Origin of the sequence: Pseudonocardia adelaidensis (genome assembly GCF_039543345.1) — a bacterium.
In the GTDB taxonomy this organism is placed as follows: domain Bacteria; phylum Actinomycetota; class Actinomycetes; order Mycobacteriales; family Pseudonocardiaceae; genus Pseudonocardia; species Pseudonocardia adelaidensis.
Genome location: NZ_BAABJO010000005.1, coordinates 260041 through 283870, shown reverse-complemented (window position 1 = coordinate 283870; position 23830 = coordinate 260041). Strand labels below are relative to the sequence as shown.

Genomic DNA, 23830 nt, shown 5'->3' with positions numbered 1-23830 from the left:
CGGACATGCCGGTGGGCCGGTGCAGTGGGCACTCGACGGACGAGGGGTGCAGACTGCACGCCGTGCCCGTTCTGCTCGAGCGCCGGACAAGGCTGCCGCCGGACCCGCGATCGGCCGGTCGGGCACGGCGGATGCTCCAGGAGGCGCTGCGGGAGCTCGAGGAACCGGGCGAGCCGCCCGGCGATGTCCCGGGTGTCGACGCCGACCTCGTTGACACCGCCATCCTGCTGGCCAGCGAGCTCTGCGAGAACGCGGTCCTGCACGCCGGCACCGAGTTCGAGGTGGCCCTCACCGTCACCGACGCCGACCTCACCGTGGCCGTCACCGACCGCGGGCCGGGTCCGCTCGAGATCCACCTGGCCCAGCCCCGCCAGCGCTACGGGCGCGCGGCGAGCCACGGGCGCGGGCTCGCGCTCGTGCAGCGGCTGGCCACCACGTGGGGCACCCGGCACGAGGCCGACGGCCGCCACGTCATCTGGTTCTCCCTGGCCCGCGAGGACCGGCCCGCGGCCACCCCGGCCCCACCCGCCCCGCCGGACGCCGAGCGGGTGTGGACCACGGCCGAGCAGGCCAGGTGGCTGCTGCACGTGCCACCGGGGCTCGTCGACCGGCTCGAACCGTCCGAGCTCGTCGCCGAGCTGGTGCGGAGGCTGCGCGAGCTGCTCGACGCCGAGTCGGTCAGCGTGGAGGTCGACGAGGGCGACGGCACCGGCGCCCGCGAGGTCGCCCGGGACGGCAGCCCGGATCCGGGCCTCTCCACCGGCGGCGAGATCATCACGGGCATCGGGGCGGGTTCCGACCGCCGGGTCGAGGTGCGCCTGCCCACCACCGCGCCGCTGCGCGGGGTGCTGCGCGTCACGCACCGCATCGGTGGCAGCGCCGCCGCCGACCCCGAGCGCACCCGTGACCTCACCGAGCTGATCGCCTACCGCGTGGCCATGGCGGTCGAGTCGCAGTGGCTGCGCGCGGTCGACCAGCGCAGGCGGTCCTGGATGACCTACCTCGCCGAGACCAGCGAGCTGCTCGGCCAGTCGCTCGACGTCGACCTCGCGGTGGCGGTGGTGCCGCAGGTCGTCGTGCCGCGGCTGGGCCGCTGGTGCGCGGTGCACCTCGTCGAGCCCTCCGGCGGGATGCGCCTGGCCGCGCTCACCCACGCCGACGAGGACGCCCTGCCCGAGCTGCGCGCCGTGCTCGACCCGGACGGCTACCCCGGCCTGCCCGGCGAGCTGCGCACCCGGCTCACCGAGGTCGTGCGCGACGGCTCGGCGGCCGTCCGGTTCGCCGTACCCACGGACGGCATCGCGCTGCCGCTGCGCGCCCGCGGCCGCACGCTCGGCACCCTGCTCGTCGGCAGGCCGCCGAACCGGTCCCACAGCCCCGAGGACATCGTGCTCGCGGGCGACGTCGCCCGGCGCGCCGCGCTGGCGATCCACAACGCCCAGAGCACCGCGGCGCACGTCGCCGTCTCCCAGGCGCTCCAGCACGCGCTCCTGCCCCGGGCGCTGCCGATGGTCCCCGGCCTCGACTTCGCGGCCGAGTACCTCCCGGCGAGCTCCGGCAGCGACGTCGGCGGCGACTTCTACGACGTGCTCACCGTCGACCCGTCCAACTGGCTCGTGTCGATCGGCGACGTGTGCGGCAAGGGCGCGCGGGCCGCCGCCCGCACCGGTCTGGTGCGCGACGTGCTGCGGGTGCTCGTGCGCGACGACCGCTCCCTGCCGCGGGCCGTCGAGCGGCTCAACGAGGTCATGATCGAGGCCGGCGACCCGCTGCAGTTCTGCACGCTCGCCGCGGCGATGGTGCGGCGGCGCCACCGCGGCACCGGCGGCCCGGACCGGTCCCACGGCACCTCCCGGGGCGGGCTCGACGTCGAGCTCGTGCTCGCCGGTCACGTCCAGCCGGTGCTCGTGCGGGCGGACGGCACCGCGGAGCTGATCGGCACCTTCGGCACGGCGGTCGGGCTCGTGCCCACCGTGCGCCTGACCTGCACCCGGCACCGCGTCGACCCGGGCGACACGCTCCTCGTCTACACCGACGGTGTCACCGAGCGCCGTAGGGGCCGCGAGCAGTTCGGGGCGGAGCGGCTCCTGACGGTGGCCGCCCGCGCGGCCGGACGTCCCGCCGTGCAGGTCGTCGGCGCCGTGCGTGAGGCCGTGGAACGCTTCTCCACCGAGCCCCTCGACGACGACGTGGCGCTGCTCGCCGTGCGCGCCGCACCCTGAGGCCGACTCACCCCTCCGGAGCCGCCCACGGATCGACCGGTCGGCCGTACCCTCGGCCGCCGAGCCGACGCATAGTGGAGGAGGCCCGAGATCCGCTCCCGACGACCCCCGACCCGTGGATGACGGAGGTGGAGCACTGGACGCTCAGCGCAGCCGGCGCACAGTGCTCAGGGAGCTGCGTTCCTGGCCGACCATCGTGCTGGTCCTGTTCTGCCTGTGCGTCGGCATCCCGGTCACGGTCGCGCTCACCCCGGCGCAGGAGCTCGTCGTCTTCGGCCAGCACATCTCCGTCGGCGCCCGGCCGCCCGACCTGTCCGTCGCCGGGCCCGCCCGGCTCGTGCAGGTCGGCAACACCGCGCTCGACATCGACCAGATGCACATCTACGGCCCGCTTCGCCCCGAGCTCACGATGGGACCGGTGCAGCGCAACGCCGCCGCGGCCGCCGTCTTCGACCCCGTCGCGGGCCCGCAGGCACAGGACGACGCGATCTCCGCGGTCTCCCGCGGGTTCCTCACCTGGTACGTCCTGGGCGGGCTCGGCCTGATCGCGTTCACCCTCGCGGCCGCGGGGGGCGCCGCCGGCATCCGCACGCTCGTGGTGCTGCGCCGCCAGAGCCGCGCCCACGGCGGCGAGCACGAGCCGCTGCACGAGATCGTCTCCTACTGCGTGCGCGCCGCCCGCCGGATGACGGTCATCGCACTGGTCACCGCGGTGCTCGCGTGGCTGGTCTCGGGGGCGCTCGCCGTCACCGGGTCGCTGCAGGGCCTGCGCGGCGTCACCTCCCTCGCCCAGCTCGTCGGCGCTTACCACCTCACCCCCGACCCCGTCGGTCCGCCGATCACCGGCTTCGACGGCGCCGTGATCGGCGACTCGCGCGCATCCCGGCTCGGCGGGCCGCCGGTGGCCGACGGCACCCCCGACGACGCGGCCTGCGGGCGCAGCACCGACTCGCTCGCCGCGGAGGTCGGCCACCTGACGTCGGCGCGCGTGCTGAACCTCGCCTGCCCCGGCGCCACCGTCACCAGCGGGCTGCGCGGACCCCAGGACGCGGGAGGCCGCTCGGTGCCCGCCCAGGTCGGGGTGCTCAAACAGGCGCAGGACCTGCGGTTCGTCGTCGTCGCGATCGGCCCGAACGACGTGGGCTGGATCGACTTCCTGCGCTACTGCTACGGCGTCCCGGACTGCTCCGACCGCCTCACCCAGGGCGAGTTCGACTACCGCCTCGCCGCCTTCGACCGCGTCTACGGCGACCTGCTGATCGACCTCAACGAGCTGCCCGGCCGGCCACAAGTGATCATCATGACGTCGTACGGCGCGTTCCCGCCCGGCGCGGACTGCGCCGACACCCGCGCCGAGGGCTTCCCCGGCCTGGACCCCGTGAAGATCGAGCTGCTGAACGACCGGAACCAGCAGCTCAACGACGTCCTCGCCGCGGGAGCGCAGAAGTACGGCTTCGCCGTGGCCGACCCCCAGCTCGCCATGCTGTGCGAGAAGGGCACCGACGGGCTGGGGCCGGACCTGCAGGGCATGGCCGACCCGTTCCCGTTCCACCCCACCGGGATCGGGTCGTTGCGCATGGCCTCGTCCGTGGTGCGCCAGATCGCGCCCCCAGCGTCGGGGTGAGCGCGCGGGCGGCAGCCCTGGCAGGGTCGCGAATCCGCCCGTGCGCGCTCTACCCCGCGGGCTGCTCGAGCGCGGCCTTCGCGTCCACGATGCCGTTGCCGTAGTACCCGTTGAAGTTCGCCGGGCCCTCACAGGGTGCGGTCGGCGGGGCGGCCACCGGGCAGGCGGTCTCGTGCGCCGACCCGGTGAGCGCCCGCTCCACCGCGTCCGGGTCCATCGTGAGGCCGCCCGGGTGGTGGGGGTCGGGCACGCCGCGCCGGCTCACCACCAGCGCCGCCACCCCGGTGACGTGCGGCGCGGCCATGGACGTTCCCTGCAGGTAGGCGTAGTACCCGCAGCCGGCGGCCGGGTCGGCGCCGCAGACCTTCTGCACGCCGCCCGCCGTGCCCTTCCGGGTGATCTCGCCTGCGGCGTCGACGTCACCCTCCTGCTGCAGGATGCTCTTCGGGTACGTCGAGAGGATCATGTCCTGGTTCCCGCCGAGGTCGCCGTTGCCGCCGGGGGCGGCCACCGAGATCTGCTCGACGCCGTAGTTCGAGTAGTCGGCCTTCTCCCCCGTCGGCCCCACGGCGGACACCCCGATGACGTGCGGGCCCTCCACCGGCAGGTCGCTGCAGGTGGCGTTGTCGACCGGGCGCGCGTAGTCGGACCCGCTGGGGTAGTTCGGGCTGCTCGTGTCCTGGCGCGGGTGGCCGAGGTCCTCGTTCTCGTTGCCGAGCGACCCGACCAGCGTGACCCCCTTGGCGTGCGCGTACTCCAGCGCCCGGTTGATCGCCTCCACGGTGGTGCGCTGCTCGATCCGCGCCGCGGGCGGGTCGGCCGGGTTGTCGATGCAGTTGTAGCGCCACGGGTCCACGTAGAACGACATGTTCATCACGTCCACGCCGATGTCGGCGCCGTAGGTCAGGGCGTCGACGACGGGCTGGAGGAAGAACAGGCCCGCGTCCTGCCCGGCGCGGAGGTTCACCAGCGTGACGTTCGGCGCCACCCCGGAGACGCCGGACCCGTTCGCAGCCGCCGCCACCGTGCCGGCGACGTGGGTGCCGTGGCCGCCGCCGTCGTGATCGGCCGGGTCGACGCAACCGTCGAACTCGCACGGGCCGTCCAGCTGGGCACCGCTCGGGTCGGTGGGGATGTCGGTGACGAAGTTGCGCGAGAGCCCCTTGTCCAGGTTCGGGGCGAGGTCGGGCTGGCTCCCGTCGATCCCGGTGTCGACGATGCCCACCAGCACGCGGCGGTCGCCCGGCTGCACGGCCCGCGCGGCGTCGGCCCGGATCATGGACAGGCCCCACAGCCGCGTGTCGAGCGGGTCGAGGCCCTTCGGCCCGGCCGCAGCGGGGAGCGTGAGCGCGGCGCCCGCGCGGGGGGTGGCCGGCGCGGACCCGGCCGTGCCCACCACCTGGGCGGGCGTCGCGCCGAAGACGCCCTCGACCGCGGCCACCCGCTCCACGAACCCCGCGGGTGGGGCGTCCACCACCAGCGCGCCGACGGCCGTGTTCTCCCGCAGCAGGTGCCCGCCCGCGGCCTCGATCGCGGAGACCACGCCGTCGCGCGCGGCCGGGCCGTCGAGGAGGACGGTGAAGGTGGCGTGGCCCGCCGGCACCGAGGTCGCCGGGATCGCGTAGGGGGCCGCCGAGGTGGCCGCGGGAGCCTGCGTGAGGGACGCCGCGCCCGCCGTGGCGACGACGGCGACGGTGGCCGCGATCGCCCACCCCACTGCGCGAGGGCTCTTCACGCGACCTCCCGGTTCCCCCGACGCCCCGGGATCCGGGGTCGGTCGATGACGATAGGACATCCGGGGTGGTCGGACCGTCACGGCACACTGACGTGGTGGCCTACTGGGTGCTGCACGTCGACCTCGACCAGTTCCTGGCCGCTGCCGAGGTCCTGCGCCACCCGGAGCTGGCCGGGCGGCCGGTCGTCGTCGGGGGGAAGGGCGACCCGACGCAGCGGGCGGTCGTCGCCACCGCCTCCTACGAGGCGCGCGAGTACGGGGTGCGCTCCGGCATGCCGCTGCGGACGGCGGCGAAGCGCTGCCCGGATGCGGTGTTCCTGCCCGCCGACAACGCGCACTACGAGGAGATCTCCGAGGAGGTGATGGCCACGCTGCGGGCGCGGCCGGGCGTGGTCGTCGAGGTCATGGGCTGGGACGAGGCGTTCGTCGGCGCCGAGACCGACGACCCGGAGGACCTGGCCGCCACGATCCGGGCCCAGGTCCTCGAGCACACCCGGCTGCACTGCTCGATCGGGATCGGCGACAACATGCTGCGCGCCAAGCTCGCCACGCAGTTCGCCAAGCCGCCCACCGGCGACGGCGCGTACCGGCTCACCGCCGGGAACTGGGCGGAGGTGATGTTCGACCGCCCAACGGGGGCGCTGTGGGGCATCGGCACGAAGACGGCGCGCAAGCTCGCCGACCGCGGCATCACCACCGTGCGGGAGCTGGCCATGGCCGACCCGGCGGCACTCGCCGCCGAGCTGGGTCCGGCGCTGGGGCCCTGGTACGTGCAGCTGGGCCGCGGGATCGGCCGCGCGGTGGTGGAGGGCACCCCGTGGGTGCCGCGCTCGCGCAGCCACGAGACGACGTTCCAGGAGAACCTCACCGACTGGGCCGACGTCCGCACCGAGGTGGCCGCGCTCGCCCGGCGCCTGGCGGCGGAGATCGACGCCGCGGGCCGTCCGGCGGTGCGGGTGGCGGTGAAGGTCCGGTTCGCGCCGTTCTCGACCTACACGCGCAGCGCCACCCTCGAGGCACCCACCACCGACGCCGACCGGTTCACCGCGGCCGCGCTCGACGTGCTCGAGCTGTTCGGCTCCCGCCGCCCGGTACGGCTGCTGGGGGTGCGGGCGGAGTTCGGATAGCCGTCATCGCGGCTCCAGCGTGGCGAGCACGCCGAAATGGTCGCTCGCCCACACGTCGTCGACGGGTCGGTCGAAGACGCGACGGGAGCCGGCGACACGCAGCGTGGGCAGACCGCCGTCACCGCAGCGGACGAACACGCAGTCGATGCGCTGGAACGGCCACCCGTCGGCGTCCATCGCGCCGTTGCCGCTCGTGAACGTTTCGCCCCCGGTCGCCGCGCCTCGGTGGCACGCCGCGAACTGAGAGGCACCTCAGCCCGCTCCACGCATCGTCGGTCGCGTGGATCACAGTGCGGCGGTGGGGGCGGTGCGCAGGCACTTGGACCGGCACTTCGACCGGCTCGGTGAGCAGGGGTCCGCCCGCCCGGGCACCGACGCGTGCGGCTGGGTGAGCCGCGAGGTCCACCGCCGGTTCCTGCGCCGGTTCGTCCCGCGCGGTGCGCGCGTGCTGGAGATCGGGGCGGGAGCCCACCGGTTCACCACCGAGCTCGCGGCCAGGGGGTGCCGCGTCGTGGTCACCGACGCGTCGTCCGCCCTCCTCGCCGCCCACCAGCGCAGGGTGCGCGGCACCCCGGCCGAGCGCAGCGTGCTGCGGCGCGAGGTCCTCGACGGCGCGGACGTGGGCCGCTACGCCGACGGCGAGTTCGACGTGGTGCTCGCCTACGGGGGGCCGCTGTCGGCCGTGCGCTGCTGCGCGGTGGGTGCGCTGCGCGGGCTCCTGCGCGTCGTCACGCCGGACGGGGTCGTCGTCGCGTCGGTACTGTCGCTGCTCGGGTCGTGGCGCCACCAGCCGTCCGCGCTCGACGGGCGGGAGACCACCGATCGCAGGTACCGCTGGTCGGACGTCGTGCAGCTCGTCCACGCGGCGGGCGGGGAGCTCGTCGACGGCAGCGCGAGCAACTGGGCGTCGGCCGGGCACCCCGACACGCTCGCCCACCTCGCCGCCGACCGGGCCGCCTGGCGGCGCTTCGTCGAGCACGAGGTCGCCGCGTGCGCCGAGCCGGGCGCGCGCGACGGCGGCACGCACATCCTGTTCGCGGCCCGCCCCGCCTGATCACTACCGTCCGGGGCGTGTACCCGCCCATCGAGCCGTACGACCACGGGATGCTCGACGTCGGCGACGGCAACCGCGTCCACTGGGAGACCTGCGGCAACCCGGACGGCAAGCCCGCGCTGGTCGTGCACGGCGGCCCCGGTTCCGGGTGCACGCCGGGCCACCGCCGTGCGTTCGACCCGCGCCGCTACCGGGTGGTGCTGCTCGACCAGCGGGGCTGCGGGCGCAGCGTCCCGCACGCGGGCGACCCCGCCACGGACATGGGCGGGAACACCACCGAGCACCTGATCGCCGACATGGAGCGGCTGCGCGAGCACCTCGGGATCGAGCGCTGGCTGCTCCACGGCGGGTCGTGGGGGTCGACGCTGATCCTCGCGTACGCGCAGCGGCACCCGCACCGCGTCTCGGAGATCGTGATCGCGAGCGTCACCACCACCCGTCGGTCGGAGATCGACTGGCTCTACCGCGGCGTCGGGCGCTTCTACCCGGAGGCGTGGGAGCGTTTCCGCGACGGCGTTCCGCCCGCCGAACGCGACGGCGACCTCGTGGCGGCCTACGCGCGCCTGGTGACACACCCCGACGCCGCCGTGCGCGAGCGGGCCACCCGGGACTGGCTCGCCTGGGAGGACGCCGTCATCTCCGCGGAGCCGAACGCCCACACCGGCGCATACGGCGACCGCCCGCCGCTCGCCCGGCTGGCGTTCGTGCGCATCTGCACGCACTACTTCTCCCACGGCGCCTGGCTGGAGGACGGCGCCCTGCTGCGCGACGCCGGGCGGCTCGCCGGCATCCCCGGGTTCCTCGTGCACGGGCGCCTGGACATGGGCGGCCCGCCGCAGACCGCGTGGGAGCTCGCCCGCGCCTGGCCGGACGCGGAGCTGGTGATCGTCGAGGACTCGGGGCACACGGGCAGTGACGCCGTGCGCGCCCACATCGGGGCCGCCCTCGACCGCTTCGCCGCCCGTTGAGGACCGCCGCCCCTTGCCGTACCTCGCGGTGATCACCGGAGTTGATCATCCGGCTCCGCCAGCGTCGCGCTCAGCCAGGCCACCGCCTCCTCCACGCTCGCGACGGCAGGCGCGTCCGGCGCGGGCGGCCGGTCGACCAGGACGACGGGCAGGCCGAGCTCCCGCGCGGCCACCAGCTTCGCCGCGGTGAGCTCGCCGCCGCTGTCCCGCGCGACGACCACCTCCACGCGGTGCTCCCGCAGCAGCGCGCGCTCGGCATCGGCCGTGAACGGGCCGCGGGCGAGCACGAGGTGGTGCCTGGCCGGCAGCGGCGGGGGCGGCGGGTCGACCGCACGCAGGAGGCACCAGGCGTCCAGGCCGGCGAACGCGGCGAGATCACCGCTGCCGATGGCGAGGAACACGCGCGCCCCCAGCCGCGGTACCAGCGCGGCCGCGGCCGTCGGGTCGGGCACCCGGTGCCAGCGGTCCCCCGGTCCCTCGGTCCAGCCGGGCCGCCGCAGCACGACCAGCGGCACGCCGGTGGCGGCGGCGGCCGCCACCGCGTTCGCCGTCATCCGGGCGGAGAACGGGTGCGTGGCGTCCACCACCGCGTCCGTGCGGTGCCCCCGCAGCCAGGCGGCGAGGCCGTCGGCGCCGCCGAAGCCGCCGATGCGGACGTCGCCGCAGGGCAGCCTCGGCACCGCGACCCGCCCGGCGAGCGAGGACGTCACGACCAACGCGGGATCGCGGTGCAGGGTGGCCGCGAGCCGGCGCGCCTCGTGGGTGCCGCCGAGCACCAGGACGTTCCGCGGGGTCACCGGGTCCGCCTGCGGAGCAGGTAGGTGTCCATGATCCAGCCCTTGCGGGCGCGCAGCTCGCCGCGCAGCCGCACGATCTCCTCCCCCACCCGCTCCAGGGGCCCGTGCACGAGCGCCTCGTCGGGCGTGCCGAGGTAGGCACCCCAGTAGATGTCCCAGCCGTCGCCGGGCAACGCGGCGAAAGCGTCCACCGCGTCCAGCATGACGACGACGTCGTCCACCCCCGGGGGCGGCCCCTCGTCGGCGAGCCTGCGCCCCGTCGTGACGATGACCGCCCGCCCGACCCGGTTCAGCGGGATCGCGTGCGCGGCGGCGAGCGCCTGCACGGCGCTGATCCCCGGGATCGAGACCACCTCGAACGCGACGGCACCCCGCTCCCGGATCCCCTGCAGGATCCGCAGGGTTCCGTCGTAGAGCGCCGGGTCGCCCCACACCAGGAAGGCGCCGCGGTCGTCCTCGCCGAGTTCGTCGGCGAGCATCCGCTCGTAGAGCGCCGCCCTGCGCTCCTGCCAGTCGGCCACCGCACCGGCGTAGCGCCCGCTCGGCGCGTCGCGGTCGCGCTCCGGGTCGCGGGCGGTGACCACCCGGTGCGGCCGCGTCACGTGGCGGGCGAGCAGGGTGGCGCGCAGGCCGCTCAGCTCGGCCTTCGCCTCGCCCTTGTCGATCGTGAAGAACACGTCGGCGCGGTTCATCGCGGCCACCGCCTGCAGCGTGAGGTGCTCGGGGTCGCCCGCGCCGACACCGATCACGTAAACCGTGCGCACTCCGGCTCCTATCCCGCGTCCGGCGCGCCCGGCGGCGGCACGTCCGGCACGCGCAGCACCAGCGTGTGCGGCTCGACGCGGATCGACAGCTCCTGCACGTTGCCCACCGGGTCGCCGTCCACCTGGCACGGCTGGGGGGCCTCGGTGCGGACCACGATCGAGCGGGCCTGCCAGTGCTCGACGCGCTCGTGCCCCCTGGGGCGTTTCGTGATCACGCGCAGGGCCACCGCGACCCAGCCCGCAACCGTGCCCGGTGCGAGGCTCACGACGTCGAGGACACCGTCGTCGATCGTCGCGCGCGGCATGAGGACCAGCCCGCCGAGCAGGGTGCCGCTGTTCCCGACGAGGACGGTGCGGGTGCGGCGGCGCAGCGGTGGGCCGTCGTCGAGGCTCAGGGTCACGCGCATGCGGCGCCCGCGCATCGCGCGCAGCCCGGAGATCACGTATGCCAGCGGCCCGACCTTGACCTTCAGCGCCTCCGGGGTGCTCTCCATGATCGCGGCGTCGAAGCCGGTGCCGGCCATCACGAGGAACACCCGCTCCTCGGGCGAGCCGTCGATCCGGATGCGGCCGACGTCGATCGTCCGGTCGTCACCGGTGAGGGCCACGCGCGTGGCGGCGGCCACGTTGTCCGGGATGCCGACGGTGCGGGCGAGCAGGTTGCCGGTGCCGACGGGCACGAGCCCCATCGCCACCCCGGTTCCCACCAGCGCCTCGGCGACCGAGCGGACGGTGCCGTCGCCGCCACAGGCGAGCACCACGTCCGCGCCCTTCTCGACCGCGAGCTCCGCCTGCCCGGTGCCCGGGTCCTCCACCGTGGTCTCGAGCCACAGCGGGTCGGCCCAGCCGAGCCCCGTGCACACCGACTCGATCCGCTGCCGCGTGCCCGGTTCGATCTTCGTGGGGTTCACCACCACGGCCGCGAGCGGGCGGTCCTCCGGCTCGGCCGTCAGCGAGTCGGGGTCGGCGGCACGCCGGCGCCCCCGGATCACCGCGACACCCACGAGCAGCCCGAGCACGAGCAGCGCCGCGAGCGCGAGGAGCCACCACTCGTTCACGGCGGAACCCTATGCGCCGGCGCGGCTCACGGCGCGCGGCCTACGCCACACAACCGGACGGCGTACCCCACCGCGTGACGGTAACCACCGCGGAACCACCGCGGAACCCCGGGGAACCACGGCGGAACCCGGCGTGCTGCTCAGGCGGCGACGAGGTGGTGCGGGTCGGCGTAGGGCAGCCCGAGGCCGTGGGCGACCTGCAGGTTCGTCAGCGCGCCGCGATGCGTCGACAGGCCGGCGGCGAGCGCGGGGTCCGCCGCGAGCGCATCGGCGAAGCCGAGGTTCGCCAGGCGCAGGACGTAGGGCAGCGTGGCGTTGGTCAGCGCGTACGTCGAGGTGTGCGGGACGGCACCCGGCATGTTGGCCACGCAGTAGAAGACCGAGCCGTGCACGGTGTAGGTCGGGTCGGCGTGCGTGGTGGGACGCGAGTCCTCGAAGCAGCCGCCCTGGTCGATCGCGATGTCGACGAGCACGGAGCCGGGCTTCATCCGGCGCACCAGGTCGTTGCTCACGAGCCGCGGGGCGCGGGCGCCGGGCACGAGGACGGCGCCGATCACGAGGTCGGCATCCAGGCAGGCCTTCTCCAGCTCGTGGCTGTTGGAGGCGAGGGTGCGGACCCGGCCCGCGTAGCGCTCGTCGATCCGGCGCAGCTTGCCGAGGTCGAGGTCGAGCACCGTGACGTCGGCACCGAGCCCGACCGCCATGGCGACCGCGTTCTGGCCCGCGACGCCGGCGCCGATCACCACGACGTTCGCCGGCCGCACGCCGGGCACCCCGCCGAGCAGCACGCCGCGCCCGCCTGCCGCCCGCATGAGGGCGTTCGCGCCCGCCTGCGGCGCGAGCCGGCCCGCCACCTCGCTCATCGGCGCGAGCAGCGGCAGGCTGCCGTCGGGCAGGCGCACGGTCTCGTAGGCGATCGAGGTGGTGCCCGCGTCGAGCAGCGCCCGCGTGCACTCCGCGGACGCCGCCAGGTGCAGGTAGGTGAAGAGGACCTGGTCGCGGCGCATGCGGTGGTACTCCTGCTCGATCGGCTCCTTCACCTTGAGCAGCAGGTCGGCCGCGCCCCACACCTCGTCGGCCCCGTTGCCGTTGGCACCGCCGACGATGTGCGCGCCCGCCGCCTCGTAGTCGGCGTCGCTGATCGCGCTGCCGACCCCGGCGCCGCGCTCGACGAGAACGTGGTGTCCGGCGCGCGTGAGCTCCTGCGCCCCGGCCGGGGTGAGCGCCACCCGGTACTCGTGGTTCTTGACCTCGCGGGCCACACCGATCCTCATGCTCCGAGGATGAAGATACTGCCGAACTGCGGCAACTGATCCGCAGGAGATTCGGTAGATTGCTCCCGTGCCACTACCCCCTGCAGGTGCGCGCCCCGAACGACCCCTCGGGCCGAAGGTCGTTCGCCTCGACGCGACCGACCGGGCGATCCTGCGGGCCCTCGCCGACGACGCGCGCATCTCGAACAGGGAGCTGGCCGACCGGGTCGGGATCGCGCAGTCCACCTGCCTCGCCCGAGTGCGCGCCCTCCGGACGAGCGGCGTGATCCGCGGCTTCCACGCCGACATCGACCCGCGTGCCCTCGGCCACGACCTCGAGGCCATGATCGCCATCCGCCTCCAGCCGCACGCCCGTGGGAGCCTCACCGAGCACGTCGCGGCGCTCTCCGGCCGCCCCGAGGTGCTGGACGTCTACTTCGTCGCGGGCGCCAACGACTTCCTGCTGCACGTCGCCACCCCCAGCACCGACGCGCTGCGCGCCTTCGTCGCCGACCACCTCAACCGCGATCCCGCCATCGCCGGCACCGAGACGAACCTGATCTTCGAACACATCAGGGCGGCCGGCCGCCGCGGAATCTGAGCGGCCGACCGGCGGCCCCGTAGGATGTGCCCCGATCACACTCCGGGGGGGCAGCGTGGACGTCGATCCTGTCGAGGAATTCCCTCTTCTCTCGCGGCTGCTGCAGGCCGCGGCCGCGCGCGGCGACGGCACCGTCCTCGGGCTGGTGCCGCCCGGCCGGTCGCGGATCGGGCGCGTGTCCCGGGCCGACGCAGCGGCGTTCGCCGAACGGCTCGCCACGGCCTACCGGGAGCGCTCGCCCGCGATGGTCCGCTACGCCACGCGCAAGGTCGGCGACCCCGGCCGCGCCGAGGACGTCGTGCAGCGGGCCTTCGAGAAGATCCTGCGCCGCCAGCAGGGCGACCCGCCCGAGATCACCAACATGCAGGCCTACGTGCTCACCGCCGTCTGCAACGAGATCAACCGCGAGCTGCGCGAGGTGATCCCGGCCCGGGCCGACGTGAGCATCGACGACCCCGACCGCGAGGCCGATGCGCCCAGCTCGCCCGTCGACGTCTCCACCCAGGTCGCCGACGCCCACCTGCTGCGCGACGCCCTGGCCACGCTCTCCCCCCGCGAACGCGAGGCCGTGGTCATGCGGATGCAGTGGCAGCTGTCCGTGGCCGAGGCCGCCGAGGTGATGCAGCTGTCCGCGGGCGCGGTCAAGCGCTACACGTCCGACGGCCTGCGCCGCCTGCGCGAGCGGCTCGACCCGGCGTTCGTCGCCTGAACCGGCCGAGGCCCGACCTAAGGGGGCCTGAGCAACTCCGGCCGTAGCGAGCGGCGTCCCGGTGGTGTCATCGCACGGCGGACGTTCGCGCCGGTACCGCTGTTGTATCGGTGCGGACGTCCGACGCGGCGAGGGCGCCGCCCGGGCGCCGGGCAGTAGGCCCGAGTTGTTCAGGGCACTAGGACTCCAGGAACTCCCCGAGCCCTGCGAGCAGCCGGTCGACGTCGCTGTCGTCGACGTAGGGTGCGAGGCCGATCCGCAGCGCCCCGGTGTCACCGAGGCCGAGGCGGCGCGCGGGCTCGAGCGCGTAGAAGGTGCCGGCCGGTGCGTGCACGCCGCGCTCGGCGAGGAAGGCGTACGCGGCGGCCGGCTCCCGGCCGGCGAACGTGACGAGCAGGGTGGGCGTGCGGTGCGCCGCCCGCGACAGCACCGTCACACCGGGGAGCCGGGCGAGGCCGTCCTCGATCCGCTCCCGCAGCCGGTCCTCGTGGCCCCCGATCGCGCCCATCGCGCCGAGGAGCCGGTCGCGCCGGCTGTCACCGGGCCCCGGCGGCGCCAGGCCGGCGAGGAAGTCGATCGCGGCGGTGGTCCCGGCGAGGAGCTCGTAGGGCAGCGTTCCGAGCTCGAAGCGCTCCGGCACCACGTCGGGCGACGGCAGCAGCTTCTGGGGGCGCAACCCGTCGAGCAGGGCGGGCGCCGCGGCCAGCACCCCGCAGTGCGGCCCGAGGAACTTGTACGGGGAGCAGGCGAAGAAGTCCGCGCCGAGCGTGTCGACGTGCACGGGCAGGTGCGCGGCGGCGTGCACGCCGTCGACGTAGGCGAGCGCGCCCGCGTCGTGCGCGAGGTCGGTGATCGCGCGGACCGGCGGGCAGGTGCCGAGCAGGTTCGACGCGGCCGTGACGGCGACGAGCCGCGTGCGCGGGGAGAGCACCCGGGCCACGGCCTCCGCCGGGAGCTCGGCGGTGGCCGGGTCGAACTCCGCCCAGCGCACGCTGGCTCCCACCGCCTCCGCCGCGAGCACCCACGGCCGGACGTTCGCGTCGTGGTCCAGCGAGGTGACGACGACCTCGTCGCCGGGCTCCCACGTCGCCGCGAGCGTGCGGGCGACGTCGAACGTGATCTGGGTCATGCTGCGGCCGAAGACGACCCCGCCCGGATCGGCGCCGAGCAGGTCGGCCACGGCCCGGCGGGCGGCCACGACGATGTCGTCGGCGATGCGCTCGGATGCGGTGACCCGGCCGCGGTTGGCCAGCGGCGCCACCAGGGTGCGGCGCACCGCGTCCGCCACCGGGGCGGGGACCTGGGAGCCGCCCGGACCGTCGAAATGGGCGTACCCCGCCGTCAGGGCCGGGAACTGGGCGCGAACCGCCGCGACGTCGTAGATCACCCCGACACCCTGCCACGGCGGGTGCCCGGGATCACCAGTCCTCGGGCTCCGCGCCCTCGGCACGGTGCCGGCCCTCGCGCAGGCCGCGCTGGTAGGTGCTGAGCCGGTCCCGGACGCGGTCGGGCGCGCGTTCGGCGGGCGGGGTGACGGGCGGCACGCTGCCGCGCCCGTTCTCGGTGCTGCGCGGCGGCGGCACGAGCTGGTCGCCGGGGCGGCGCCGCGGCAGCCCGCTGGACGTGGTGGGGGGCGCCGGTTCGGACCGGGCGGCGCGGGCGGCGGCCTCGCGCCACTCGTCGTCCTGCGGGGTCTTCCAGTCCAGCGACTCGGATCCCCCGCTCGTCTCGTCCTCGCGGAACCACGCGGACGCGATCGCCTCGAAGATCGGGGTGGCGTACCGGTCGTCGATGGGTTCCAGCGGCAGGTCGAGCAACGGGCCGAACAGCTCGTCCACCTGCGAGGAGGACGACGGCGAGTAGGCGGGCGCCTCGTCGAACGACAGCGACGGCAGCACGCTGCCGTTGCTCGGCTCGCCGCCCGGGGCCGAGCCGTTGGTGGCGTCGCCGCCGTGGGTCCCGTTCGTGCCGTTGGTGCCGTTGCCGCCGTTGACGACATTCGTGCCGTTGGCGTGACCGTTGCCGCCACCGGCGTCGAAGCCGAACTCGTAGGTCGACAGCGACGACAGCGACAGCGACGACAACCCCGTGCGGTCCACCGCGGGTTCCGGCGCGGGGAGCACCGGCTCCTCCACCGTGACCGCCGACGGTGGGCAGTGCACGCTCGCGACGAGACCGGACCCGGTGGGTGGCGGGCCACCCGGGGGCCTGCGCAGGGCGACCTCGTGCCGCGAGCACCGGGCGAGCTGCTCCGCCGCCGCGGCGGCGCGACGGCCCCCGAGCCCCTCGGGGTCGTGGCGGGCCGCGCCGTCGACGAACACGTCGACGGTGGCGCCGCCGTTGCCGGTGCCGTACGCGGGGGTCTCGAGATAGCTCACCAGATCGATCCGGGCCCCCGGGTACACCGCGGTGACGTGGTCGATCAGCTCCGCCAGCACGTGCACGAACTCCACGCCCGCGGCCGGGGCGACGAGGGCGGCCGGGGCCGGCCGCACGTCCACCCGGTGGGGTTCCTCGGCCACGGCGGCGGCGTCGGAGACGAGCTCGCCGAGCGGGCGCGGCCCCGCCGAGCGCACGCCGGGCTCGTGGCCCGCGAGCAGCAGCAGGCTCTCGGCGTCGCGGCGCATCCGGTGGGCCGTGTCCTGCAGCTCGGGGAGGCCGGGCGGCTCGGGGTAGAGCTGCTCGGCCTGCAGCCGCTCCAACAGCCAGACGTGGCGGTCCAGCCGGGCCTGCAGCCGCCGCGCGATCCCCGCGGCCACGTCGTCACCCGCGCGATCGGCGTCACGATCGGCCGTGCCGACATCCCAGCGGTCGGTGCCCGCAGCGGATCCGAGGTGCGCGAGGTAGCCCGAGTCTCCCTCGTAACCTCTGTCCACCAGCCGGTCCTCTCCAAAGGGTCGATGTCGTGCCGGTTCCACCCCCGAGCGGCGTGACGTGAGTCACGCTCGGGCAACGTCACCGGCTGCCCTGGCGACCGCACGCTACCCCGCGGCGGCCTCCCGCCGATCGCAAGAGCGGAAAGTGCGCTCAGGGCGCGCCTGCCTGCGACGGGCGGCCCCGACCGGCCGTGACCTCCGTCGGACGGCAGGCACCGTAGCCCATTCGGGTGCCTTTCGCCTACCGGCGGGTGGCGAGCGGCCGCCTCGCCGCGGTGGAGTGGTACAAGCGCTCCCCGCCGATGAGTTCGGCTGCCATGGGAGGTCATAAGTCTGCGCCGGGCGTACGAGCCCGGCCGGGACCACCGATGTGCGAGGAGGAGTGCCATGACCGGTGTTCGGGTGCTGGTGGGCACGCGCAAGGGAGCATTCGTGCTCACCGCGGACGGCCTGCGCCAGCGCTGGGAGGTGAGCGGACCGCACTTCGCGGGGTGGGAGATCTACCATGTGGCGGGCTCTCCCGCCGACCCCGACCGGCTCTACGCGTCGCAGTCGGGCGGCTGGTTCGGGCAGATCGTGCAACGCTCCGACGACGGCGGCGCCACCTGGGCGCCGGTGGGCAACGAGTTCGCCTACGCCGGCGTGCCCGGCACCCACCAGTGGTACGACGGCACCCCGCACCCGTGGGAGTTCGCGCGGGTGTGGCACCTCGAACCGTCGGCCACCGACCCGGACACCGTGCTCGCGGGCGTCGAGGACGCGGCGCTCTTCCGCAGCACGGACGGCGGCGCCAGCTGGCAGGAGCTGCCCGGCCTGCGCGAGCACGGCTCGGGGTCGAGCTGGCAGCCGGGCGCGGGCGGGATGTGCCTGCACACGATCGTCGTCGACCCGCGCGACCCGGCGCGGATGCACGTCGCGATCTCCGCGGCGGGCGTCTTCCGCACCGCCGACGGCGGCGCGTCGTGGGAGCCGGCGAACCGCGGCCTGCGGTCGGAAGGCATCCCGGACGAGGACGCCGAGGTCGGGCACTGCGTGCACCACATCGCGATGCACCCGGACCGCCCGGACACGCTCTACATGCAGAAGCACTGGGACGTGATGCGCAGCGACGACGGCGGCGCGCACTGGTACGACATCGGCGAGGGCCTGCCCAGCGACTTCGGGTTCCCGATCGAGGTGCACGCCCACGAGCCGGACACGGTCTACGTCGTGCCGATCACGAGCGACTCCGTGCACTTCCCGCCGGACGGCCGGCTGCGGGTGTTCCGCAGCCGCACCGGGGGGAACGAGTGGGAGCCGCTCACCAAGGGCCTGCCTCAGGAGCACTGCTACGTCAACGTGCTGCGCGACGCGATGGCCGTCGACTCGCTGGACTCGTGCGGCGTCTACCTCGGGACCACCGGCGGCCAGGTGTACGCCTCGGCCGACGCGGGCGACACCTGGGCCCCGATCGTCGAGAACCTGCCCGCCGTGCTGTCGGTGCAGGTCCAGACGCTGTCATGACCGGCGCTGTCATGACCGGCACATCCACGAGCGCGACCGGCGTCAGGGTGAAGCTGCCCGCGCACCTGAGGAAGCTGGCCGGGATCGACGGCGAGGTGCGGCTCGACGTGCCGGCGCCGGTCACCCAACGGTCCGTGCTCGACGCCCTCGAGGCCCGCCACCCGGTGCTGCGCGGCACCATCCGCGACCGCACCACGCTGCGGCGCCGCGCCTTCGTGCGGTTCTTCGCCTGCGAGGAGGACCTGTCCCACGAGGAACCGGACGCACCGCTCCCGGCCGAGGTGGCCGCGGGGAAGGAGCCGTTCCTGGTGGTGGGTGCGATGGCGGGCGGCTGACGAGCAGGCGGGGCGCGGGCTACTCGAAGCGGCTCGGGTCGCCCGCTCCCCTGCGGATGATCTCCGGTTCGTCGCCGGAGAAGTCGACCACCGTCGTGGGCTCCGTGCCGCAGTCACCGGAGTCGAGCACCGCGTCCACCGCGCCGTCGAGCCGTTCCTTGATCTCCCAGCCCTGCGTGAGCGGTTCCGGTTCGTCGGGCAGCAGCAGGGTGGACGACAGCAGTGGCTCGCCCAGCTCGGCGAGCAGTGCCTGCGTCACGACGTGCTCGGGGATGCGCACGCCCACGGTCCTCTTCCTCGGGTGCAGCAGCCGCCGCGGCACCTCCTTGGTGGCCGGGAGGATGAACGTGTAGCTGCCCGGCGTCGCGGACTTGACCGCCCGGAACACCGTGTTGCTGATGTGCACGAACTGCCCGAGCTGGGCGAAGTCGCTGCACACCAGCGTGAAGTGGTGCTTGTCGTCGAGCTTGCGGATCGACCGGATGCGGTCGATGCCGTCCCGGTCGCCGAGCTGGCAGCCCAGAGCGAAGCACGAGTCGGTGGGATAGGCGATCAGCCCGCCGTCGCGCACGATGTCCGCGACCTGGCTGATCGCGCGTCGCTGGGGATCGACCGGGTGGACGTCGAAGTACCGCGCCATGGGGCGGAGCGTAGGACGGATCGGGCGCTCCCGGCAGATCGAAACGCCCGTGCGGGTCAGCGGGGCTTCTCGACCGTGACCTTCTCGATCGTCCACTCCCGCGCCTTCTCGCTGAGCGTGACGCCCAGGCCGGGACGCTCGGACAGGTGCATCCGGCCGTCGCGGATCTCCAGGCGTTCCGGGAAGAGCGGGTGGAGCCAGTCGAAGTGCTCCACCCACGGCTCGAAGGGGTACGCGGCCGCGAGGTGGACGTGGATCTCCATCGCGAAGTGCGGGGCGAGCTGCAGGTTCCGGTGTTCGGCGAGCGCGGCGAGCTTGAGGAACTGGGTGATGCCGCCGATGCGCGGGGCGTCGGGCTGCAGGATGTCGACGGCGTCGTGGCGGATCAGCTCGGCGTGTTCGGCAACGCTGGTGAGCATCTCGCCGGACGCGATCGCGGTGTCCAGGGTGCGGGCGAGCGCGGCGTGCCCCTCGGCGTCGTAGGCGTCGAGGGGCTCCTCGATCCAGACGAGGCCGAACTCCTCCAGCGCCCGCCCGACCCGCATCGCGGTGGGCCGGTCCCACTGCTGGTTGGCGTCCACCATGAGCGGGGCGGCGTCGCCGATGTGCTCGCGGACGGCGCGGACCCGGCGCAGGTCCTCGGCGTGGTCGGGCTGGCCGACCTTGATCTTGATGCCGCCGACGCCGGACCCCAGCGTGCGGGTCGCGTTGTCGAGAACCTGCTCGATCGGCTCGTGCAGGAAGCCGCCCGAGGTGTTGTAGCAGCGCACGGAGTCGCGGTGGGCGCCGAGCAGCTTGGCGAGCGGCAGGCCGGCGCGCTTGGCCTTGAGGTCCCACAGCGCCACGTCGATCGCGGCGAGCGCCTGGGTGGCGGCGCCGCTGCGCCCGACGGAGGCGCCCGCCCACACGAGCTTGGTCCACAGCCGGCCGATGTCGCTCGGGTCCTCGCCGACCAGGTCCGGCGCGACCTCGCGGGCGTGGGCGAACTGGGCCGGTCCCCCGGCCCGCTTCGAGTAGCTGAACCCGATGCCCTCCAGCCCGGCCTCGGTGGCGATCTCGGCGAAGAGGAAGGCGACCTCGGTCATCGGCCGCTGGCGGCCGGTGAGCACCTTCGCGTCGCTGATGCCGGTCGGCAGCGGGAGCGTCACCGACGACAGGGTGACCGAGCTGATCCGGTCCAGGACGGCGGACATGCGGGAACCTTTCCGAGGGGTCAGCGGACGAGCGGCGTCATCGGACGAGGCTGCGTCATCGGAGCAAACAGGGGCGCTTGGGGTCGAACTCCCAGCCCGGCACGAGGTATCGCATGGCGACGGCGTCGTCGCGCGCGCCGAGCCCGTGTTCGCGGTGGCGCTCGTGCGCCGCGGCCAAGGCCTCGGGGTCGAACTCGACGCCGAGGCCGGGGGTGTCCGGCACCGCGATGGCCCCGTCCCGGATCTGCAGCGGCGCGCGGGTGAGCGCCTGCCCGTCCTGCCAGATCCAGTGCGTGTCGAGCGCGGTGATCGGCCCGGGGGCGGCCGCTCCGACGTGGGTGAACATCGCGAGCGACACGTCGAAGTGGTTGTTGGAGTGCGATCCCCAGGTCAGCCCGAAACCCGCGCAGAGCTGGGCGACGCGGACCGACCCGCGCATGGTCCAGAAGTGCGGGTCTGCCAGTGGGATGTCGACGGCGCCCGCGCGCACGGCGTGCGCGAGCTGCCGCCAGTCGGTCGCGATCATGTTGGTGGCCGTGGGCAGGCCGGTGGCGCGGCGGAACTCGGCCATCGTCTCCCGGCCGGAGAAGCCGCCCTCGGCGCCGACCGGGTCCTCGGCGTACGCGAGCACGCCGCGCAGGTCGCGGCAGAGCTCGACGGCCTCGGCGAGGGGCCACGCCCCGTTGGGGTCGAGGGTGATGCGGGCGTCCGGGAAGCGGGCGGCCAGCGCCCGCACCGCGGCGACCTCCTCCTCCCCGGAGAGCACGCCGCCCTTGAGCTTGAAGTCGGCGAACCCGTACCGCGCCTGGGCGGCCTCGGCGAGCGCCACGACGCCCTTCGGGGTGAGCGCGGGCTCGCGGCGCAGCCGCTCCCAGTCGTCGGCCGGGTCCTGCTCGGCGACGTAGGGCAGGTCGGTGGCGCGCCGGTCCCCCACGTAGAACAGGTAGCCGAGCACCGGGACCTCGGCGCGCTGCTGTCCCTCCCCGAGCAGCTCGGCCACCGGCACCCCGAGGTCCTGGCCGAGCAGGTCGAGCAGCGCCGACTCGAGCGCGGTGACGGCGTGGACCGTGGTGCGCTGGTCGAAGGTCTGCAGGCCGCGCCCGGCGGCGTCCCGGTCGGCGAAGGCCTCGCCCACGGAGCGCAGCAGCGATCCGGCCCGCGCCACCGGCCGCCCGACGAGCAGGTCGGCCGCGTCGGCGATCGTCCGGCGGATCCCCTCCCCGCCGGGTGCCTCGCCGACGCCGGTGCGTCCCGCGCTGTCGGTGACGATCGCGATCGTGCGGGTGAAGTACGGCCCGTGCGCGCCGCTCAGGTTGAGCAGCATGCTGTCGTGCCCCGCGACGGGAACGACCTCCACCCGCGCCACCGTGGCCATCTTCAGGGCCATCAGGAGACCTTCTGCACCAGGGTCGCCAGCTCGGCGCGCTCGCCCCCGGTGAGGTCCGTGAGCGGCGGGCGCACCCGGCCCCCGTCCCGGCCGACGGCGGTGAGGCCGGCCTTGATGATCGAGACCGCGTACCCCTTCCCGCGGTCGCGGATGTCGAGGTACGGGATCACGAACTCCGACAGCAGCCGGTAGACCGTCTCCCGGTCCTGCCGGCGCACCGCGGCGTAGAACCGGAGCGCGAACTCGGGCAGGAAGTTGTAGAGCGCCGAGGAGTACGTGCTCACGCCCAGCTGCAGCAGCGGCAGCGCGAACGTCTCGGCGGTGGGCAGGCCGCCGATGTAGGTCAGCCGGTCGCCGAGCCGGGCGTAGATGCGGGTGAGCCGCTCGATGTCGCCGACGCCGTCCTTGAACCCCACCAGGTTCGGGTTGCGCTCGGCGAGCTCGGCCACGGTGGCGTCGGTCAGCACGGCGTTGGCCCGGCTGTAGACGATGACGCCCAGGTCGGTGGCCCGGCACACCGCGCTGACGTGCTCGGCGAGGCCGCGCTGGCCGGCCTCGGTGAGGTAGGGCGGGAACAGCAGCACCCCGGACGCGCCCGCGTCCTGCGCCGCCTTCGCCTGCGCCACGGCGAGCGCGGTGCCCGCGGTGGCCGGCGCGACGACGGGCACCCGGTCGCCCACCTCGGCCACGGCCGCGCGCACGACCCGGTCGACCTCGGGCGGGGTGAGCGAGAAGCCCTCCCCCGTGCCACCCGCGGCGAACAGGCCCGCGACGTCGAACCCGGCCTGCCAGGCCAGGTGCTCCCGGTACCGGGGCTCGTCGAACTGCAGGTCGGCGTCGAAGTGGGTCACCGGGAAGGACAGGAGGCCGGACCGGAGCCGGTCGGCGAGCACGTCCGGGGGGAGCAGCGTCACGCGGTCACCGTAAGAACCGCGACGATGCCTGTCCAAGAGCGGTTCCGCATGGTGCGATACCGGTCCGGCATCAGGAGGCGACCGCAGCGCCGTCCAGGACGTCGAGGACCCGCCACAACGCCGGGTTCGCGGACTCCCTCACCCACAGCAGGTGCAGCTCCGCGGGCTCGGGCACGGGGGTGGCCAGCCGCACGAAGCCGACGCCCGCGATCGGCAGCCGCGCCGCCGAGGCGGGCACGAACGCGATGCCGCGGCCCGCCTCCACCAGCCAGAGCATCGTGAGCACCTGGCTCACGCTGTGGACGATGTCCTCCTGCGGGATCGCGACGACCCCGGCGATCAGGTCGTAGAAGTAGCGCGCCTTCGTCGGCGAGTGCATGACGACCGGTTCGCCCTCGACGTCGGCCGCGGTCGCCGGGCGGTCCAGCGCGAGCAGCCGGTGCCCGGCCGGCGCCGCGACGAGCATCGGTTCCCGGTGCAGCAGCCGCGACTCGAACGTGTCCCGGTCGAACGGCGGGCGCGCGAGCCCGAGGTCGATCTCCCGGTTGGCCAGTGCCGCCACCTGCTCGCGGGTGACCATCTCGGCGAGGTCGACGTCGACGTCGGGCAGCCGGCGGCCGAGCTCGTTGAGCAGCCGGCCGAGGACGCCGTACGTGGACGCGGCGGTGAACCCGATGCGCACCACACCGCTGGTGCCCGACGAGACGCGGCGCGCGAGATCGGGGGCCGCCTCGGCCAGCGCCAGCAGCCGCCGCGCCTCCGTGAGGAAGACCGACCCGGCCGCCGTCAGGCTCACCCGCCGGTTGTCCCGCACGAGGAGCTGCGCGCCCACGGCCCGCTCCAGCTTCTGGATCTGGCGCGAGAGCGGCGGCTGGGTCATCTTCAGGCGGGCCGCGGCCCGTCCGAAGTGCAGCTCGTCGGCAACGGCCACGAACCCGCGCAGCTGCTCGAGGGTGTACACCATGCACCCCATCATGCCCTGGCGGTATCAATCCATGCTCCATGGGATTTGGACAGGCATGACCGCCGTTCCTAGGCTGCCCCGGGCAAGGGCTACCGGCGTCTCGAAG

At 74.7% G+C, this 23830-nt stretch carries 22 protein-coding genes; 9 read left to right on the top strand and 13 right to left on the bottom strand.

Annotation, left to right across the window (positions count from 1 at the left end):
• Positions 1-62 precede the first annotated feature (62 nt).
• Together ABEA81_RS08780 and ABEA81_RS08775 are read left to right on the top strand one after the other, a co-directional pair.
• Entirely contained in the window at positions 63-2222 is a 2160-nt protein-coding gene (locus ABEA81_RS08780) for a SpoIIE family protein phosphatase (RefSeq protein WP_345604363.1), read from the top strand.
• 163 nt (positions 2223-2385) lie between these two features.
• Complete coding sequence (locus ABEA81_RS08775) at positions 2386-3846, top strand: GDSL-type esterase/lipase family protein (RefSeq protein ID WP_345604362.1); 1461 nt, start codon at positions 2386-2388, stop codon at positions 3844-3846.
• A gap of 49 nt (positions 3847-3895) precedes the next feature.
• On the opposite strand, the gene ABEA81_RS08770 is transcribed toward ABEA81_RS08775, so the two are convergent.
• Complete coding sequence (locus tag ABEA81_RS08770) at positions 3896-5581, bottom strand: S8 family serine peptidase (protein WP_345604361.1); 1686 nt, start codon at positions 5579-5581, stop codon at positions 3896-3898.
• 95 nt (positions 5582-5676) lie between these two features.
• Between ABEA81_RS08770 and ABEA81_RS08765 the strand changes: the two genes are divergently transcribed.
• Positions 5677-6708 carry a DNA polymerase IV gene (locus tag ABEA81_RS08765; RefSeq protein ID WP_345604360.1) on the top strand — a complete coding sequence of 344 codons (1032 nt, stop codon included), beginning with the start codon at positions 5677-5679 and terminating at the stop codon, positions 6706-6708.
• A 3-nt stretch (positions 6709-6711) separates the two neighbouring features.
• Here ABEA81_RS08765 and ABEA81_RS08760 read toward each other — a convergent pair whose 3' ends face one another.
• Positions 6712-6885, bottom strand: coding sequence for a hypothetical protein (locus tag ABEA81_RS08760; protein ID WP_345604359.1), 174 nt, complete (start codon positions 6883-6885; stop codon positions 6712-6714).
• A gap of 103 nt (positions 6886-6988) precedes the next feature.
• On the opposite strand from ABEA81_RS08760, the gene ABEA81_RS08755 reads away from it, so the two are divergent.
• The gene (locus ABEA81_RS08755) at positions 6989-7762 is read left to right on the top strand and encodes a class I SAM-dependent methyltransferase (RefSeq protein ID WP_345604358.1); all 774 of its coding nucleotides are present in this window, start codon (positions 6989-6991) and stop codon (positions 7760-7762) included.
• A 17-nt stretch (positions 7763-7779) separates the two neighbouring features.
• Positions 7780-8730: a prolyl aminopeptidase gene (pip, locus tag ABEA81_RS08750; RefSeq protein WP_345604357.1), complete on the top strand. Its 951-nt coding sequence runs from the start codon at positions 7780-7782 to the stop codon at positions 8728-8730.
• A gap of 32 nt (positions 8731-8762) precedes the next feature.
• On the opposite strand, the gene ABEA81_RS08745 is transcribed toward pip, so the two are convergent.
• The 4 genes from ABEA81_RS08745 to ald all read right to left on the bottom strand — a co-directional run bounded on the left by ABEA81_RS08745 (position 8763) and on the right by ald (position 12623).
• The gene (locus ABEA81_RS08745) at positions 8763-9527 is read right to left on the bottom strand and encodes a cobalt-precorrin-6A reductase (RefSeq protein WP_345604356.1); all 765 of its coding nucleotides are present in this window, start codon (positions 9525-9527) and stop codon (positions 8763-8765) included.
• Positions 9524-10291, bottom strand: a complete 768-nt coding sequence (gene cobF / locus ABEA81_RS08740) for a precorrin-6A synthase (deacetylating) (protein ID WP_345604354.1) — start codon at positions 10289-10291, stop codon at positions 9524-9526. Before cobF ends, ABEA81_RS08745 begins: the two co-directional genes overlap by 4 nt.
• A gap of 8 nt (positions 10292-10299) precedes the next feature.
• Entirely contained in the window at positions 10300-11349 is a 1050-nt protein-coding gene (locus ABEA81_RS08735) for a diacylglycerol/lipid kinase family protein (RefSeq protein WP_345604352.1), read from the bottom strand.
• A gap of 140 nt (positions 11350-11489) precedes the next feature.
• Positions 11490-12623, bottom strand: coding sequence for an alanine dehydrogenase (ald, locus tag ABEA81_RS08730; RefSeq protein ID WP_345604350.1), 1134 nt, complete (start codon positions 12621-12623; stop codon positions 11490-11492).
• A gap of 67 nt (positions 12624-12690) precedes the next feature.
• Between ald and ABEA81_RS08725 the strand changes: the two genes are divergently transcribed.
• On the top strand, positions 12691-13203 hold the full coding sequence (locus tag ABEA81_RS08725; protein ID WP_345604348.1) for an Lrp/AsnC family transcriptional regulator: 513 nt from the start codon (positions 12691-12693) through the stop codon (positions 13201-13203).
• Positions 13204-13258: 55 nt separating this feature from the next.
• Positions 13259-13912 carry an RNA polymerase sigma factor gene (locus tag ABEA81_RS08720; RefSeq protein WP_345604347.1) on the top strand — a complete coding sequence of 218 codons (654 nt, stop codon included), beginning with the start codon at positions 13259-13261 and terminating at the stop codon, positions 13910-13912.
• Positions 13913-14090: 178 nt separating this feature from the next.
• Here the strand turns inward: ABEA81_RS08720 and ABEA81_RS08715 are convergent, their stop codons facing one another.
• On the bottom strand, positions 14091-15299 hold the full coding sequence (locus tag ABEA81_RS08715) for a cysteine desulfurase-like protein (protein WP_345604346.1): 1209 nt from the start codon (positions 15297-15299) through the stop codon (positions 14091-14093).
• Positions 15300-15330: 31 nt separating this feature from the next.
• Positions 15331-16788, bottom strand: a complete 1458-nt coding sequence (locus ABEA81_RS08710; RefSeq protein WP_345604344.1) for a hypothetical protein — start codon at positions 16786-16788, stop codon at positions 15331-15333.
• A gap of 387 nt (positions 16789-17175) precedes the next feature.
• On the opposite strand from ABEA81_RS08710, the gene ABEA81_RS08705 reads away from it, so the two are divergent.
• Together ABEA81_RS08705 and ABEA81_RS08700 are read left to right on the top strand one after the other, a co-directional pair.
• The gene (locus tag ABEA81_RS08705; protein ID WP_345604343.1) at positions 17176-18291 is read left to right on the top strand and encodes a WD40/YVTN/BNR-like repeat-containing protein; all 1116 of its coding nucleotides are present in this window, start codon (positions 17176-17178) and stop codon (positions 18289-18291) included.
• Between the two features lie 11 nt (positions 18292-18302).
• Entirely contained in the window at positions 18303-18626 is a 324-nt protein-coding gene (locus ABEA81_RS08700; protein WP_345604342.1) for a MoaD/ThiS family protein, read from the top strand.
• Between the two features lie 19 nt (positions 18627-18645).
• Here the strand turns inward: ABEA81_RS08700 and ABEA81_RS08695 are convergent, their stop codons facing one another.
• From ABEA81_RS08695 to ABEA81_RS08675, 5 genes are all read right to left on the bottom strand, one after another.
• Complete coding sequence (locus ABEA81_RS08695) at positions 18646-19266, bottom strand: L-threonylcarbamoyladenylate synthase (RefSeq protein WP_345604341.1); 621 nt, start codon at positions 19264-19266, stop codon at positions 18646-18648.
• A gap of 56 nt (positions 19267-19322) precedes the next feature.
• Positions 19323-20459, bottom strand: coding sequence for an L-talarate/galactarate dehydratase (locus tag ABEA81_RS08690; protein WP_345604340.1), 1137 nt, complete (start codon positions 20457-20459; stop codon positions 19323-19325).
• 55 nt (positions 20460-20514) lie between these two features.
• Positions 20515-21846, bottom strand: coding sequence for an enolase C-terminal domain-like protein (locus ABEA81_RS08685; RefSeq protein ID WP_345604339.1), 1332 nt, complete (start codon positions 21844-21846; stop codon positions 20515-20517).
• The gene (gene kdgD / locus ABEA81_RS08680) at positions 21846-22760 is read right to left on the bottom strand and encodes a 5-dehydro-4-deoxyglucarate dehydratase (RefSeq protein ID WP_345604338.1); all 915 of its coding nucleotides are present in this window, start codon (positions 22758-22760) and stop codon (positions 21846-21848) included. Before kdgD ends, ABEA81_RS08685 begins: the two co-directional genes overlap by 1 nt.
• A 70-nt stretch (positions 22761-22830) precedes the next feature.
• The gene (locus tag ABEA81_RS08675; RefSeq protein WP_345604337.1) at positions 22831-23724 is read right to left on the bottom strand and encodes a LysR substrate-binding domain-containing protein; all 894 of its coding nucleotides are present in this window, start codon (positions 23722-23724) and stop codon (positions 22831-22833) included.
• Positions 23725-23830: the final 106 nt, after the last annotated feature.